This is a genomic window from Tsuneonella sediminis, assembly GCF_051912845.1.
GTDB classification, from domain to species: Bacteria; Pseudomonadota; Alphaproteobacteria; order Sphingomonadales; family Sphingomonadaceae; genus Tsuneonella; species Tsuneonella sediminis.
On sequence record NZ_JBNCBU010000001.1, the window covers coordinates 2110327 to 2125836 of the forward strand.

The 15510-nt window shown below is 67.0% G+C and carries 9 protein-coding genes; 8 read left to right on the forward strand and 1 reads right to left on the reverse strand.

The window, feature by feature from the left end:
• Positions 1–63: 63 nt before the first annotated feature.
• The 6 genes from ACPV3N_RS10550 to ACPV3N_RS10575 are packed head-to-tail and all read left to right on the forward strand — an operon-like array spanning position 64 to position 9502.
• Complete coding sequence (locus ACPV3N_RS10550; protein ID WP_440117361.1) at positions 64–1575, forward strand: tryptophan halogenase family protein; 1512 nt, start codon at positions 64–66, stop codon at positions 1573–1575.
• Positions 1572–3437, forward strand: coding sequence for an alpha-amylase family glycosyl hydrolase (locus ACPV3N_RS10555; RefSeq protein WP_440117363.1), 1866 nt, complete (start codon positions 1572–1574; stop codon positions 3435–3437). Before ACPV3N_RS10550 ends, ACPV3N_RS10555 begins: the two co-directional genes overlap by 4 nt.
• A 14-nt stretch (positions 3438–3451) precedes the next feature.
• Positions 3452–5059, forward strand: a complete 1608-nt coding sequence (locus ACPV3N_RS10560) for an alpha-amylase family glycosyl hydrolase (protein ID WP_440117535.1) — start codon at positions 3452–3454, stop codon at positions 5057–5059.
• A complete protein-coding gene (locus ACPV3N_RS10565) occupies positions 5056–7098 on the forward strand; it encodes a glycoside hydrolase family 97 protein (protein ID WP_440117365.1) in 2043 nt (680 codons plus the stop codon). The genes ACPV3N_RS10560 and ACPV3N_RS10565 overlap by 4 nt, the downstream gene beginning before the upstream one ends.
• Positions 7095–8024, forward strand: coding sequence for an alpha/beta hydrolase (locus ACPV3N_RS10570; RefSeq protein ID WP_440117367.1), 930 nt, complete (start codon positions 7095–7097; stop codon positions 8022–8024). Before ACPV3N_RS10565 ends, ACPV3N_RS10570 begins: the two co-directional genes overlap by 4 nt.
• Positions 8021–9502, forward strand: a complete 1482-nt coding sequence (locus ACPV3N_RS10575) for a tryptophan halogenase family protein (protein ID WP_440117369.1) — start codon at positions 8021–8023, stop codon at positions 9500–9502. Before ACPV3N_RS10570 ends, ACPV3N_RS10575 begins: the two co-directional genes overlap by 4 nt.
• 56 nt (positions 9503–9558) lie before the next feature.
• Here the strand turns inward: ACPV3N_RS10575 and ACPV3N_RS10580 are convergent, their stop codons facing one another.
• Positions 9559–10401, reverse strand: a complete 843-nt coding sequence (locus ACPV3N_RS10580) for an HTD2 family dehydratase (protein WP_440117371.1) — start codon at positions 10399–10401, stop codon at positions 9559–9561.
• A 210-nt stretch (positions 10402–10611) separates the two neighbouring features.
• Between ACPV3N_RS10580 and ACPV3N_RS10585 the strand changes: the two genes are divergently transcribed.
• Together ACPV3N_RS10585 and ACPV3N_RS10590 are read left to right on the forward strand one after the other, a co-directional pair.
• A complete protein-coding gene (locus ACPV3N_RS10585) occupies positions 10612–12348 on the forward strand; it encodes a ShlB/FhaC/HecB family hemolysin secretion/activation protein (RefSeq protein WP_440117373.1) in 1737 nt (578 codons plus the stop codon).
• A 44-nt stretch (positions 12349–12392) separates the two neighbouring features.
• Positions 12393–15510 (forward strand): beta strand repeat-containing protein (locus tag ACPV3N_RS10590; RefSeq protein ID WP_440117375.1); only part of this gene is annotated, 3118 nt, incomplete at its 3' end.

The following is a 15510-nucleotide window of genomic DNA, read 5'->3' on the forward strand; positions in this document are numbered from 1 at the left end:
CCGTTCGGCCGGGTCCGCGCGTTGGCGGCGGACCCGGCCCACCCACCGCGATGGGAGGGGGACGTGCCTGACCGGCCAATGCGCAACTTTGTCATCGTCGGAGGCGGAACCGCCGGCTGGATGACGGCCGCATTGCTGATCCGGTTTCTCGATGACCGGTACACGGTAACCGTCGTGGAATCCGACGAGATCGGCACGGTGGGCGTGGGTGAAGCGACCATCCCCATGCTGCGGAACGTCAACCGGGCGCTGGGTTTCGATGAGGCCGATTTCGTCGCAGCAACCCGCGGGACATTCAAGCTCGGGATCGAGTTCGACGGCTGGCTGCGGCCTGGCGAGCGATACATCCACGCCTTCGGCAACATCGGACGCGGCCTCGGCCTGCTGCCGTTCCATCAGTACTGGCTGCGGGCAGCCGCCGAAGGCAGGGCGGGTCCGCTGGCCGAGCATTCGCCATGCGCGCAGGCCGCGTGGGCGCACCGTTTCGCTCCTTCGCCGGATTCGGCGACCGGGGCGGCTGGCAATCTGGCCTGGGCCTACCACTTCGATGCGAGCCTTTATGCAGCGTACCTGCGCCGCTTTGCCGAAGCCCGCGGCGCGCGGCGCGTGGAAGGCCGGATCGTCGATGTGGGCAGAGATCCCGAAAGCGGCCACATCTCGGAGGTTCGCCTGGCCGGGGGTGACGGCGTCGGCGGGGACTTCTTCGTCGATTGCTCCGGCTTTGCCGCGATGCTGGTGGACAAGACGCTGGGCGTTCCGTTCGAGGACTGGAGCCAGTGGTTGCCGTGCGACCGCGCCGTGGCCGTTCCCGGCACGAGCGCCACTCCCACCTTGCCCTACACGCGCTCGATCGCGGGCGTCGCGGGCTGGCAGTGGCGCATTCCGCTCCAGCACCGGACCGGCAACGGCCATGTCTATTGCAGCGAGTTCCTGACGGACGACGAGGCCGCGTCGGCGCTGCTCGCGAGCATCGAGGGTGATGCCCTGGCCGATCCCCGCCTTCTGCGGTTCACCACGGGCATGCGACGCGAGGCCTGGCGCGGCAACTGCGTCGCCATCGGGCTGGCGGCCGGTTTCCTTGAGCCGCTCGAATCGACCAGCATCCATCTCGTCCAGTCGGCCGTCGACCGGTTGCTCAAGTTTCTCCCGGGCGAGGGAATCGCGCCCGCCGATGTCGACGAGTACAATCGGCAGACCCGCATCGAATGGGAAGGCATCCGCGATTTCCTGATCCTGCATTATCATCGCAACGAACGGAGCGAGCCGTTCTGGCGACGCTGCGCGGCGATGGGCATTCCCGACAGGCTGAAGGACCGCATCGAGCTGTTCGCGCAAGGTGGGAGGATCGCCCGTCACGACGAGGAACTGTTCACCGAGGTGGCCTGGCTTCAGGTGATGTTGGGGCAGGGGGTGACGCCGAGGAACTGGCATCCGCTCGCCGACAGTCTTTCGCAGGCGCAGCTTGAGGAACTGATGGCCCTGTCGGCGCGGTCGGTGTCCTCGACGGTGGGACGCATGCCCCTTCACGATGACTACCTGGCCCGGTTCTGCCGCCACGAGGAGACAGTCGCATGAATACGCGGTGGATGATGACCGCGAGCGTTTCGCTCGCCTGTTTGGCGGGATGCGCTCACGCACAGGATCCTGCATCCGCACCGGCAGCCAGTGCGGCCGTTTCCGCGCCTGCCGCGTCGTTCCGCGATCGCGCGCCCGCGGACGAAGTCGTCTACTTCGTCCTGCCCGACCGGTTCGCGAACGGCGACCCGGCAAACGATCACGGCGGTCTGCCTGCTGACCGGCTCGTGAGCGGGTACGACCCGGCAGCCAAGGGCTTCTACCATGGTGGCGACCTTGCCGGCCTCACCTCGAAGCTCGATTACCTGCAGGACATGGGCGTAACCGCGGTGTGGTTCGCGCCGATCTTCCAGAACAAGCCGGTGCAGGGGCCGAAGGGCGATGAAAGCGCCGGGTATCACGGTTACTGGGTGACCGATTTCACGCGGCCCGACCCGCATTTCGGTACGCGCGCAGAATTCCGGGCCTTCGTCGATGCGGCGCACGCGCGCGGGATGAAGGTCTACATGGACATCATCACCAACCACACCGCCGACGTGATCCGCTATGCCGAGGGCGAGGCGACCGGCTATCGCTATCGGTCGCGGGGCGACTACCCCTATTCGCGCAAGGGTGGACCCGGCGGCGCGGCCATCAACCCCGGCTTCGCGGGCGACGGCGATTCGAGCGAGGCGAACTTCGCCAGGCTGACCGATCCTTCCTATGCCTATACCCCGGTGGTCCCGGCGGCAGAGGCCCGCGTCAAGAAGCCCGAGTGGCTCAACGATCCCGTTTTCTACCACAACCGCGGCGACAGCACGTTCAGCGGCGAGGATAGCCGGTTTGGTGACTTTGCCGGGCTCGACGACCTGTTCACCGAGCATCCCCGCGTGCGCCAGGGCATGATCGACATCTACGGCAAGTGGATCGACGATTTCGGCATCGACGGATTCCGCATCGATACCGCGCGGCACGTCGATCCGGGCTTCTGGCGGGTATTCGTTCCCGCGATGCTCGAGCGCGCGAAAGCCAACGGCATCCCCAATTTCGCGATCTTCGGCGAGGTCTACAAGGATGTCCCGGACAGCGGCTACATTGCCCAGTACACCCGCCGCGACATGTTGCCGACCGTGCTCGACTTCGCCTTCCAGGCGACGATGCGCGAGGTGCTGGGGCGCGGCAAGGGCACCGTAATGCTCGCGCATCTGTATGACGGCGACGTACTTTACGAAGGCGGGGAGGCGGCCGCGCTCGACCTCCCGACGTTCCTCGGCAACCACGACATGGGCCGGTTCTCGACGATGGTGAAACAGGACCGTCCCGGCATTTCGCAGGACGAACTATTCGCGCGGGTCAGGCTGGGCCATGCCATGCTCATGACCCTGCGCGGGGCGCCTGTGATCTATTACGGCGACGAGCAAGGCTTCGTCGGCGACGGCGGCGACCAGCTGGCGCGCGAGGACATGTTTCCCAGCATGACCGCAGTCTATAACGACAACCAACTGATCGGCACCAGCGTGACCACTGCCGAGGCGAATTTCGACCAGCAGCACCCACTCTATCGCCTGGTCGCGCAGATGGCCGCGCTGCGCGCGGCGCACCCCGCGCTGCGTAGAGGCAGGCAGGAAGTGCGCCACTACGAGCAGACAGCGGGCGTATTCGCGGTCAGCCGTTTCGATCCCGAAACGGGTAAGGAATACGTCCTTGCCTTCAACACCGCGGCCGATGCGAAGTTGGCCAACGTCGTTGTCGGCTACGACGCCCGCGCCTTCGAAACCCTGGCAGGGGCATGCCCTGCCCGGGTCACCTCGCCCGGATCCGCCGCGTTCGAACTGCCCGCCTTCGGATGGGCGATCTGCCGGGTCGGCGAGGCCGCACGGTGAGCGCCGGAAACCCGATGCCGTCGCCCGCGCCCGAACCAGCCGGAGTGCCCTGGTGGAAGGGCGCGGCGATCTACCAGATCTACCCGCGCAGCTTCATGGATTCCAACGGCGACGGGATCGGCGACTTGCCGGGCATAACGATGCGGCTCGACCACGTCGCCTCGCTCGGCGTGGACGCGATCTGGATCAGCCCTTTCTTCACCTCTCCCATGCAGGACTTCGGCTACGACGTCTCCGACTACTGCGACGTCGATCCCATCTTCGGGACGCTGGCCGATTTCGACGCACTCGTCGGCCGCGCGAAGGCTCTCGGTCTCCGGGTGCTGATCGACCAGGTCTACTCGCATACGTCCGACCAGCACCCGTGGTTCGCCGAAAGCCGGTCCGACCGGACCAACCCCAGGAACGACTGGTACGTCTGGGCGGATGCCAAGCCGGACGGTTCGCCGCCGACCAACTGGCAATCCGTCTTCGGCGGCCCGGCGTGGACGTGGGACGCGAGGCGCGGACAGTACTACCTCCACAACTTCCTCAGCAGCCAGCCCCAGCTCAACCTGCACAACCCGGTGGTCCAGGACGCCGTGCTTGGCGTCATGCGCTTCTGGCTCGCGCGGGGGGTCGACGGTTTCCGGATCGATGCGCTCAACTTCGCGATGCACGACCCGCGCCTTCGCGACAATCCGCCCGCCCCGCCGAGCGATCGTCCGCGCACCCGTCCGTTCGATTTCCAGATCAAGAAGTACAACCAGTCGCATCCCGCCATTCCCGAGTTCATCGAACGCATCCGCGCATTGACCGACAGTTTCGGCGGCGCCTTCACCGTCGCCGAAGTCGGCGGCGACGAGGCCGAGGCGGAGATGAAGGCGTTCACCGAGGGCGAAACGCGCCTCAATTCCGCTTATGGCTTCAACTTTCTCTATGCCGACCGGCTTACGCCCCAACTCGTCTGCGCGGCGCTCGCGCAGTGGCCGGACGAGCCTGGCGCCGGCTGGCCGAGCTGGGCATTCGAGAACCACGACGCACCGCGCGCCGCGAGCCGGTGGTGGGACGCGGTCGACCGTCCGGCCGCGACGCGGCTGAAGATGCTCGTCCTCGCTGCGTTGCGGGGGAACATCATTCTTTATCAGGGCGAGGAACTGGGACTCGAGCAGGTCGACATTCCGTTCGAGCAGCTGCACGATCCCGAGGCGATCAGGAACTGGCCGCTGACGCTCAGCCGTGATGGCGCGCGCACCCCGATTCCGTGGACCAGCGGCGCCGACGATCTGGGTTTCGGGTCGCACGAACCGTGGCTGCCGGTGGGCGAAGCGAACGCTCTGCGCGCCGTCGATGCGCAAGACGCCGACGCGGGATCCTCGCTCAATCATACCCGCGCGGTGCTCGCCCTGCGCAATCGCCACCCGGCACTGCGACGCGGCGCCGTCGAGACCTGCCATGCGACTGGCGACCTGCTGATCCTCGACCGGAATGCAGGCGGGGCACGTGTGCGGGTGATCGCCAATTTCGGTAAGGAGACGATCGAATTGACCGACGAACAGACGAGGGGCGGCGTGCTTGCCGCGATCAACGGGGCTTCGGCCAGGGCTCTCCCCGCCTTCGGTGCGCTGGTGATCGACCGATGATCGCGCGCCCTGTCCTGATCGCGGCGATCGCGCTCTGCGCTCCGCTCGGCGCGCTTCATGCCGAAACCGTCGCCTCGCCCGACGGCCGCATCGTCGTGACCGTCGATGCCGACGGCGAAGGCATTCCCTTCTACGAGGTGACGCGCGCGGGCAAGCCGCTGATCGCCAAGAGCACGATCGCCTTCAATTTCACCGACGAGGATCCGCTACGCCGAGGCCTCAAGGTCGAGAGCGCCGCGGTCGCGCCAATGGTGGACACGCGCTGGGAACAGCCGTGGGGCGAACGCCGGTTCGTGCACGACCGGCACAACGAACTGGCGGTCACGTTTCTCCACGACGCCACTGCGCGCCGATTTACGGTGCGATTCCGCGTCTTCGACGACGGGCTCGGCTTTCGCAGCGAATTCCCGGACCGGCCGGACCATCGCGTCACGAGCATTGCCGAGGAACTGACCGAATTCGAGATCGCGCCGCAGGGCACCGCGTGGTGGATCCAGGCAGGCGACTTCAACCGTTACGAGCAGATCTACCAGCAGACCCCCATCGAGGCGGTATCGATGGCGCACACGCCGATGACTGTTCGCCTCGAGGACGGAACGCACCTGTCCTTCCACGAAGCGGCGCTGGTCGATTACTCGGGCATGTGGCTGCAGCGGCTGACTGGGCGGCGGTTCCGGGCGCATCTGGCCCCGTCCAGCCGCGGGGCGAAAGTCGTGCGGACAGGCGCCTTCACGACGCCTTGGCGGACGATCCGCATCGCGCCCGACGCCGCCGGGCTGGTCGAAAGCGACCTCGAGCTGAACCTCAACGAGCCCAACCGTCTCGGCGACGTGAGCTGGTTCAAGCCGGCGAAGTATATCGGTATCTGGTGGGGCATGATCAGCGGCAAGTGGAGCTGGGCCCAGGGGCCGGATCATGGGGCCACTACCCAGCGCACCAAGCAGACGATCGACTTTGCCGCCAGGCACGGCTTTCGCGGCGTGCTCGTCGAGGGGTGGAATGTCGGCTGGGACGGCAACTGGTTCGGCAATGGGCGGGACTACAGCTTCACCCGCGCCTATCCCGACTTCGACCTCAAGGCCGTCACCGACTATGCGCGCAAGAAGGGGGTGCACCTGATCGGGCACCACGAAACGGGGGGCAATATCGATGTGTACGAGCGGCAGCTCGCCGATGCGATGAAGCTTTATGGCGATCTCGGGGTCGATGTCGTCAAGACCGGCTACGTTGCCGATGCCGGCGGCATCATCTCCTGCAACGCCGACATTGCCGATCCATGCGAAGGCCAGGTGATGGAATGGCACGACGGCCAGCGGCAGGTCCAGCACCACCTGCGCGTGGTCGAGGAGGCGGCGAAGAACCGGGTCGCGGTCAATCCGCACGAGCCGGTCAAGGATACGGGGCTCAGGCGCACGTATCCCAACTGGGTCGCGCGTGAAGGTGCGCGGGGGCAGGAATACAATGCCTGGGCGCCGTTCAACAATCCGCCCGATCACGAGCCAACGCTCGTCTATACCCGGATGCTCTCGGGACCGATGGATTACACGCCCGGCGTGCTCAGCGTCACCGGGGGCAACGGCGTGCCGATGGCCTCCACCGTCGCCAAGCAGCTTGGCCTCTACCTGGCGATCTATTCGCCGATCCAGATGGCCGCCGACTTCGTTGAAAGCCTCGCGGCGCATCCAAGGGAGCTCGAGTTCATCAAGGCGGTGCCGGCCGACTGGGCGGAGAGCCACCTCGTTGCGGGAGAGGTCGGCGACTACGCGATCTTCGCGCGCAAGGATCGCAACAGCGACGATTGGTACGTCGGCGGAATCAACGACGCCACCGCGCGGGAAGTGACCGTGACTTTCGACTTCCTCGATCCCGGCAAGACATACACTGCAACGATCTGGAAGGACGGCGAGGGCGCGACCTACGAGACCGAAGCCCGCCACCGCATCGCCTACGACACCCGCAAGGTGCGCAATGGGGATACGCTGACGCTCTGGCTCGCCCCGGGCGGCGGAGCCGCGGTCCGCCTCAATCCCGGGAAATGATCGGTCGGCTTCTCGCGCTGGTGCTGGCGGTGATTGCACTCTCCGCGTGCGTGACCGCGCCGCGGCAGGACACGATCGGCCCTGGACGGTTTGTCGAGTGGGAGCGCATCGCGGCGGCGGGCCTGCCCGATCAGCGGGTCTCGATCTGGCTTCCGCCCGGATACGACAAAGATCGCCGGCGCTACCCGGTCCTCTACATGCACGATGGCCACAATTTGTTCGATCCGGCAAGGGCCAGTTTCGGCAAGGTCTGGGCGGCGGACAAGGCGATGCTCCGCCTGGTCGGCGAGGGGAAGGTAGAGCCGCATATCATTGTCGGCATCTGGGCGCCCGGCGACGACCGGTACCGCCAGTACCTGCCCCAATTCGTGGCCGACGAGGCGACCGGCAAGCTGGCAGAAAGCATCGCCCGGAATGCGCAGGGCCGCCCGATCGTTTCCGCGCAATACCTCGCGTGGATAGCCGACGAGCTGAAACCGCGCATAGACCGCGTGCTTCGCACCCGTGGCGGCCCGGAAGATACTGCGATTGCGGGTTCGAGCATGGGCGGACTGATGAGCTGCTACGCGGTGGTCGAACGACCCGATGTGTTCGGACGCGCGGCCTGCGTCTCGTCGCATTGGCCGATTGCCCTTCCCCAGGTCGCGGAGGAGAACCGGGCGCAGGTCATGGCAATCTGGCAGGATTGGCTCGACCGCAAGCTGGGCCGGCCCGACGGCCGGCGCATCTGGATGGATCACGGCGACGGCACGCTCGACGCCTTCTATGCTCCCTACCAGAGCGCCGTGGATGCGAGCTTCCGCAAGGCACGCTGGCGCGAGGGCGAGGACTGGAAGACCCTCGTCTATCCCTGTGCAGAGCACGAAGAGAGCGCGTGGGCAGCCCGACTGCCGGAGGTTCTCGAATGGCTGCTTCGCGGGACATGACAGACCCTCGGCCGCCGCGCGTCGTCGTCCTGGGGGGCGGGAGTGCGGGCTGGATAACCGCCTGCCTGCTTCACAAGCAGTGGGGTCCTCGCGGCGGGACGGTCACGCTGGTCGAAAGTCCGGATATCGGGATCATTGGCGTGGGCGAAGGCTCGACGCCGCAACTGAAGGCCCTGTGGGACCACCTGGGCATCGACGAGGCGGAGTTCATAAGCGCCTGCGATGCGACCTGGAAACTCGGCATCCGCTTCACGGGGTGGAGCGCCCGGCCGGGCTACGAGAGCTATTTCCACCCTTTTCCCGGACCGGTCGACCTGCATACCGAACCGGCCTACGTCGCTGCCTGCGCGCACGCCCGCCGCGGGGTCGACCTCCCGGTCCTGCCGGACCGCTGGTTTCTCGCAGCCCGCCTTGCCGAGGAGCGCAGACGACCCCATCCCGGACCGGACTTCCCCTTCGCCCCGAGCTATGGCTACCACTTCGATGCCTATAAACTGGGCGCGTTCCTGCGGGATTGGGCAGTGGCCCGGGGCGTCGTGCACCTCGAGAGCCGCGTTGCCGAGGTCGCGCTGGACGGGACGGGGGATGTCGAGGCACTGGTCTGCGAGGACGGAGAGCGGATCGCGGGGGACCTGTTCGTCGACTGTTCGGGGTTTGCCGGAGTGATCGGGCAACGCGCCCTCGAAGGACGTTTCGTTTCCTATGCGGAAAACCTGTTCAACGACCGCGCGGTGGTGATGCCGACCGCGCGACGCGGTCCTTACCGTCCGCAGACCGACGCGATAGCGATGTCGGCCGGGTGGCGCTGGTCGATCCCGCTGACCACCCGGGTCGGCAACGGTTACGTCTATTCGAGCGCCCATATCTCGGACGAGGCGGCCGAGGCGGAACTGCGCGCCGCCTGCGGTAGTGGAGCCGATGCCCGGATACTCAAGATGCGCGTCGGCCGCGTCGACAGGTCATGGCACCGCAATTGCCTCGCCGCCGGCCTCGCACAGGGGTTCGTCGAGCCGCTCGAGGCGACCGCGCTGCACATCGTGATCACCACCGCGCTCGACTTCGTGTCGGCCTACGAACGCGGCGGCTTCACGGCGCAATACCGCGAGGCGTTCAACCACGGCGTCGCCGCGCGCTATGACGGGATCCGGGACTATATCGTCGCACATTACCGCATGAACCAGCGCGGCGGGACGGAATACTGGGCCGCCAACGCGGCCAACCAGAACCTGTCCGACGCACTCAAGGCGATGATCACCGCGTGGTTCACCCATGAAGACATCGCCGATGCCAATGCCCGGATCTACGCCCAGCCGCCGTACTCGCCGATGAGCTGGCACGCGCTGTTTGCCGGGTACGGCTCGCTTCCGGACCACGAGCGGATGCGTGCGCCCAGCAGCGGCGAGTTGCGCCCGTCGGCAGCCATCGACGGCATGCTGGCCGCGTGCGCGCGCAACTTCGCTGCGATCCAAGGCGGATAAGGCGTGCCCTGCCACGCTGGTTGCGCAGATGGCCGCCCCTCACCGAGACTTGCCTTTCAGGCGCGCTCGAACTGAGCGCGCATCGCGACCTCGCCGTCGCAGCGAACAGCCTCTGCCGCGTTCTCCCCAGCCATTCGCAGGAAGATCGGCTGGCCAAGAAAAAGGGGGGCAAGGGCGCGGAAGGAGAACAGGGCGAGCGGTCCCTCCCTCATGGCCAGGGCCGCCAGCCTTGTGGCGGTGAACGGACCATGCACCACCAGCGCGGGATACCCTTCCTGCTCGCGTGCGTAAGGAAGGTCGTAGTGGATGCGGTGGCTGTTGAACGTCGCCGCCGAAAACCGGAACAGGTTCACCGCATCGGGTTGCCAGCGTTCACCAGAGGGGGGCGGGTCAAGCGGCCGGGGCATCTCGATCCGAAGACCGTCTGCCCGGTAGACGAAGCGCTGGCGCTCGGCGACGCGGACGGTCTTGTCCTGCGCGATCGTCCGGTCGACCTCGACGAACACGAGGTCCCCCGTGCGCCCCTGCTTGTGGCTGACTTGCGCGATGCGCGATTCAAGCGCGGCTTCCTGCCCGATGACAAGCGGCGCGATGAACGTGATTGCGCTCCCGGCGAACATGCGGCGGGGCAAGGGTACCGGGGGAAGGAAAGTGCCCCGCTTCGGGTGTCCGTCATGCCCGATCTCGTCATCGCCCGCTTGCGGCAGGAAAAAGGCCCAGTGCCCGAGCGGGGGCCACGTGGTCTCGGTGTCGTCCTCGCAGCCCGCGGCTAGCGCGTAGCGCCGCAGGGGCTCCACGCCGAGCACCTCGATCCGGGTCTCCGTTCGGCCGACGGTTTCCTGCCACGCGGCCAGGTCGGAGCCGGAAATGCCCGCGGGGCGGTCCCCGGCGTCAGGCACGTTCGCTGCCCGAAGGAGGGGGGCCGCTCGATTGCGTCTGCGGGATGGGTTCGATCCGGAAATTCAAGGGTTTTCTCCAGATGGTCTGGCCGTCGGTATACGTCATAGGGCGTTGACAGGATTGGGACCCCGCCATATCACACACGCCGACTGCGGCCTCGGGGCGCATTAATAATAATCCGCAGTCGAATCCAAATACTGGGGGTCTTCATGGATTCTGCTCCACTGCGCACACGCGCGGGTACTATCGGCGTTGCTGTAGCAGCCGGCATCGTTTTCGCGTCGCCGTCGATCGCTCAGACGACGGGTCCGACCCGCGAGGAACTCGAGCTTCCGCAGCCTTCGACCACTCCGCCCCCGCCGCAGGTCCGATACGACCGCGAGGCGAATTTTCGGCAGAACTGCCCGTTCGACAATAGTTCGCTGACCACGACCCTCCAGGGCGTCACGTTCATGGACGTGACCGGCGGAGAACTCGCCCCCGCACTGGCGCGAAGCCTGGCGACCGTGACGGTGCCGCAGGGAACTCAGCCGCTGTCCGTGGTCTGTGACGTGCGCGACGCGGCCAACGACGCGCTGCGCCGGGATGGCTGGATCGCGACTGTCCAGATCCCGCAGCAGGAACTGGCCGGCACCCTCAGGCTGGACGTCGTTTCGGCGCGCATTTCGGAGCTGCGGATTACCGGCGATCCCGGCCCCTATCGCGACCAGATCACCCGCCAGCTCGCACCGCTCCAGCAGCTCAACCCGCTGAACGAGCGCGATGCGGAAGCCATCCTGCTGCGGGCGAACGACATTCCCGGCCTTAACATGCGCCTCACCCTCGCTCCGGGCAGCGGAGAGCCGGGCGAAGTGATCGGCAACCTGTCGGTCATGTACGAGCCTTACGCGGTGTTCCTGAATGCGCGGAACTACAATTCCAAGCGGATCGGCCGCGAAACCTTGTTCGGGCGGTTCGAGTATTACGGGCTCACAGGGCTGGCGGACGAAACGTTCATCGGCGCGCAGACGACGCTCGATTTCGAAGAGCAGCAGATCGTCCAGGCAGGTCACGAATTCGGGGTCGGGCCCGACAACATGCGGATCGGCGGCACGCTGACCTATGCGTGGTCCAAGCCCGACATCGAGAACCTCGATCTGTCGACCAAGACCTTGATCGCCAATTTCGAGACACGCTACCCGGTCGTGCGGACGGTGAATACGTTCGCCGATCTCGCGATCGGTTTCGACTACGTCGACCAGAAGACCGACGTCATGGGATTCCCGCTCAGCAAGGACGCGATACGCACCCTCTACGTTCGCGCGCAAGCGGTCGGGCAGAAGCGCCGCATCGACGGCTCCACCCTGGTGTCCTTTGACACCTTCCTCGAGGCGCGGCGCGGGCTCGACATCTTCGGCGCGACCGAATTCGGGACCTTCGGCCTCGCAGAGACCGACGGCGTTTCCGCCTCGCGGCCGTTCGGCGATTCGCGGGCTCTGGTCATTCGGGGTGGTGCGGACATTTCGGCGTCGCTGGGCAGTTTCTTCGGCGTCCGCGCCCGGGGCGAGGGGCAGTGGACCGATCACCCGCTGCTCAACTACGACGAATTCTCGATCGGCAACCTGACGATCGGGCGCGGCTACGATCCCGGCGCCAACAGCGGCGATCGGGCGATCGGCGGTTCGTTCGAAGTCAGCGCCAGTCCGCCAGTGCTGTCGGGCCTGCGCCCGCAGGTGTTCGGCTTCTACGACGTCGTGAAGATCGAGAATCTCGATTTCGGCACGCCGGATCCCGTCCGGACGCTCGAGTCGGTCGGCGGCGGGGTGCGGTTCGTCCTTGGCGAAGGACTGCGAGCCGAATTCACCTATGCCAAGCCGCTCGACAGGGCGCTGTTCAACGACGCTGAGAAGCCGCCCGAGCGGCTGCTTTTCTCCATCACGACCAAGTTTCCGGCCCTGTTCCAGTAGGTTTCTGTCCGGCCCTTGTCGCAGGGGGCCAAGGAGATGAAGACATGACTGCCAAGCACCGTTCGCTCCGCTTGAGGATGCTCGCCACGACCGCCACGGCGGCGCTTCTTGCCCTCCCGGGTGCGGCTCATGCGCAGCTCGTCTCATCGGGCGACTTGGTCACGGCAGAGGACAGTGCCGGCAATCCCAACCAGATCACGATCACCAATCCGAACGCCAGCACTGCGAACATCAGCGTGCTCGCCCCGGTCGTGGTGGCCAACTGGAACCAGTTCAACGTTCCCACCGGGACGATCCTCAACGTCTCGAACGCGTCTGCGGCGGCACAGGCTTCGCTGCTCAACCGGGTCATCGGCGGCGGGTTCTCCGACATTGGCGGCACGATCAACGCCGCGGATGTGAACTTCTGGCTCGTCAACCAGAACGGCATCCTGTTCGGCGGCAGCACCTCGGTCAACGCGGCGAGCTTCTATGCCTCGACGCTCGACGTCACCGACGCCGACTTCTTCGATTTCTACGAAGGTACCGATCTGGCCGGCAACGGCTCGAACTCGATCCAGTTTGTAACGAACCCGGCCGCTACCACGATCCTGGCCGCGCCGGCAGGCGCGAGCTTCGTCACCAACGGCACGTTGTTCTTCGGCGGCCCGCAGCTCAATCTTACCGGGACGTTCGACGCCGGTTCGGGCACGGCCTCGTTCGTGGCCGCGACCGACGTGACGGTGAATTTCAGCGCGGGCAGCCCGGTCAGCTACACGATCCCGGCGGGCACTACCGTCGCGAGCCAGCTGATCGACGGAACGGTTACCGGAAACGCCGCCGACTTCGTGTTCCAGACGGCGGCCGGCGTCATGGGGGCCATGCTGACGGTCAACGCCGACGTGGCGACAACCGCCGCCCCGACAGAGCGTGGGATTCTGCTATACACCGGTGGCCCGAGCACGGCTTCCGTCACCGTCGGCGGCGCGTGGTCGTCGACCGGCGGGGTCGAGGCGAACGTCAACAGTGACCTTACCTTCAGCCAGGACCTGAGCGGAAGCTATGCCACCCTTCAGGCGGCGGGCGGACTGAGTGCGCAGGACATTACCGCGACCGCGGGCGCGATCGACATCGACGCGGGCTCGGTCTCGGCGGGCGTGCTCAAGGCGACCGGCGACCTGACGGTGGACGCGGCGGGACCGATCGCCCTGACGGCGGCGGTATCGGACAGCGACGGGGTTGGCGGCGGCGCGCTGGCGATCGGCGCGACGACGCTGCCCTCGAGCCTGACGATCAGCGGCTCGACGAGCGGGGCGAGCGTGGACCTGCAGGCGTCGGGCAACGTGAGCCTGGGCTTCGTCGCCTCGGGCGCGGGCAACGTCGACATCGACAGCACCGGCGGCAATATCTCGGCGAGCTTCGTGTCGGCCTCGGGCGGCGACGCGCTGCTGACGGCGCCGGGCGCGATCACCACCGGGGGCATCTCGGCGTCGAATGCGATCGACGTCGACAGCACCGCGGGCGGCGCGCTCGACCTCGGCACGCTCAACGCGGGCACGACGATCAGCCTCGACACGAGCGGTTCGGCGGCGTTCGGCGCGGCGACCGCGGGCGGGGCGTTCACGATCGGCGGGAGCGTCGATCCGTCGAGCATCACCGCGACCGGCACCGTGCTGGCGGGCAGCGTCGACTTCGACACGACCGGTCTGCTGAGCGCGCAGACGATCGAGGCCCGTGCGGGCGCGATCGACATCGACGCGGGCTCGGTCTCGGCGGGCGTGCTCAAGGCGACCGGCGACCTGACGGTCGACGCGGCGGGACCGATCGCCCTGACGGCGGCGGTATCGGACAGCGACGGGGTTGGCGGCGGCGCGCTGGCGATCGGCGCGACGACGCTGCCCTCGAGCCTGACGATCAGCGGCTCGACGAGCGGGGCGAGCGTGGACCTGCAGGCGTCGGGCAACGTGAGCCTGGGCTTCGTCGCCTCGGGCGCGGGCAACGTCGACATCGACAGCACCGGCGGCAATATCTCGGCGAGCTTCGTGTCGGCCTCGGGCGGCGACGCGCTGCTGACCGCGCCGGGTTCGATCACCACCGGGGGCATCTCGGCGTCGAACGCGATCGACGTCGACAGCACCGCGGGCGGCGCGCTCGACCTCGGCACGCTCAACGCGGGCACGACGATCGCGCTCGATACTTCGGGTTCGTTCGGGGCGGCAGGAATTACCGCGGGCGGTGCGCTGACCGTGGGTTCGAATTCCGCTCCGTCTTCGGTATTGCTCACTGGCGACGTCGTTGCGGGCAGCGCCACGATATTCTCCACTGGTTCGCTGACGGCCCAGGACGTGACCGCGACGACGGGAGACGTCTATCTGGTCGGTGAGCCGCTGGTTGCCGGCAACGTGACTGCGGCGCAGAACCTGTTCTTCGCCACCGTCACGAACAGCGGAACCGTTACCTTCGACAGCGCCACGGCCACCAACGGCTTGGTCGCCGTGAATGGCGCCGTGCCCGATACTATCACGGTAACAGGGGCGACGACCGGGGCTTCGGTCCAGCTGTACGCGATCGATGTCCTCGATCTGGGCGACGTGACTTCGACCGCGGGCGTTGTGCTTCTCGACACTGCGCTCTTCGGTGCCGGCAGCGGTTCGATTTCGGCAGGTAACGTCAGCGCGACCGGGGGGCAGGCCAGGCTCGTCGCGCCGGACGGCATCACCACGACTTCGATAAGTTCGACTGCCGCGATCGACGTCGACAGCACCGCGGGCGGCGCGCTCGACCTCGGCACGCTCAACGCGGGCACCACGATCAGCCTCGACACGAGCGGTTCGGCGGCGTTCGGCGCGGCGACCGCGGGCGGGGCGTTCACGATCGGCGGGAGCGTCGATCCGTCGAGCATCACCGCGACCGGCACCGTGCTGGCGGGCAGCGTCGACTTCGATACGACCGGTCTGCTGAGCGCGCAGACGATCGAGGCCCGTGCGGGCGCGATCGACATCGACGCGGGCTCGGTCTCGGCGGGCGTGCTCAAGGCGACCGGCGACCTGACGGTCGACGCGGCGGGACCGATCGCCCTGACGGCGGCGGTATCGGACAGCGACGGGGTTGGCGGCGGCGCGCTGGCGATCGGCGCGACGACGCTGCCCTCGAGCCTGACGATCAGCGGCTCGACGAGCGGGG

What these genes read in the sequence shown, in the direction of transcription:
- ACPV3N_RS10555 (WP_440117363.1), top strand. Translation starts at nt 1,572, where the DNA reads ATGAATACGCGGTGGATGATGACCGCGAGCGTTTCGCTCGCCTGTTTG.
- ACPV3N_RS10565 (WP_440117365.1), top strand. Translation starts at nt 5,056, where the DNA reads ATGATCGCGCGCCCTGTCCTGATCGCGGCGATCGCGCTCTGCGCTCCG.
- ACPV3N_RS10570 (WP_440117367.1), top strand. Translation starts at nt 7,095, where the DNA reads ATGATCGGTCGGCTTCTCGCGCTGGTGCTGGCGGTGATTGCACTCTCC.
- ACPV3N_RS10585 (WP_440117373.1), top strand. Translation starts at nt 10,612, where the DNA reads ATGGATTCTGCTCCACTGCGCACACGCGCGGGTACTATCGGCGTTGCT.
- ACPV3N_RS10575 (WP_440117369.1), top strand. Translation starts at nt 8,021, where the DNA reads ATGACAGACCCTCGGCCGCCGCGCGTCGTCGTCCTGGGGGGCGGGAGT.
- ACPV3N_RS10560 (WP_440117535.1), top strand. Translation starts at nt 3,452, where the DNA reads ATGCCGTCGCCCGCGCCCGAACCAGCCGGAGTGCCCTGGTGGAAGGGC.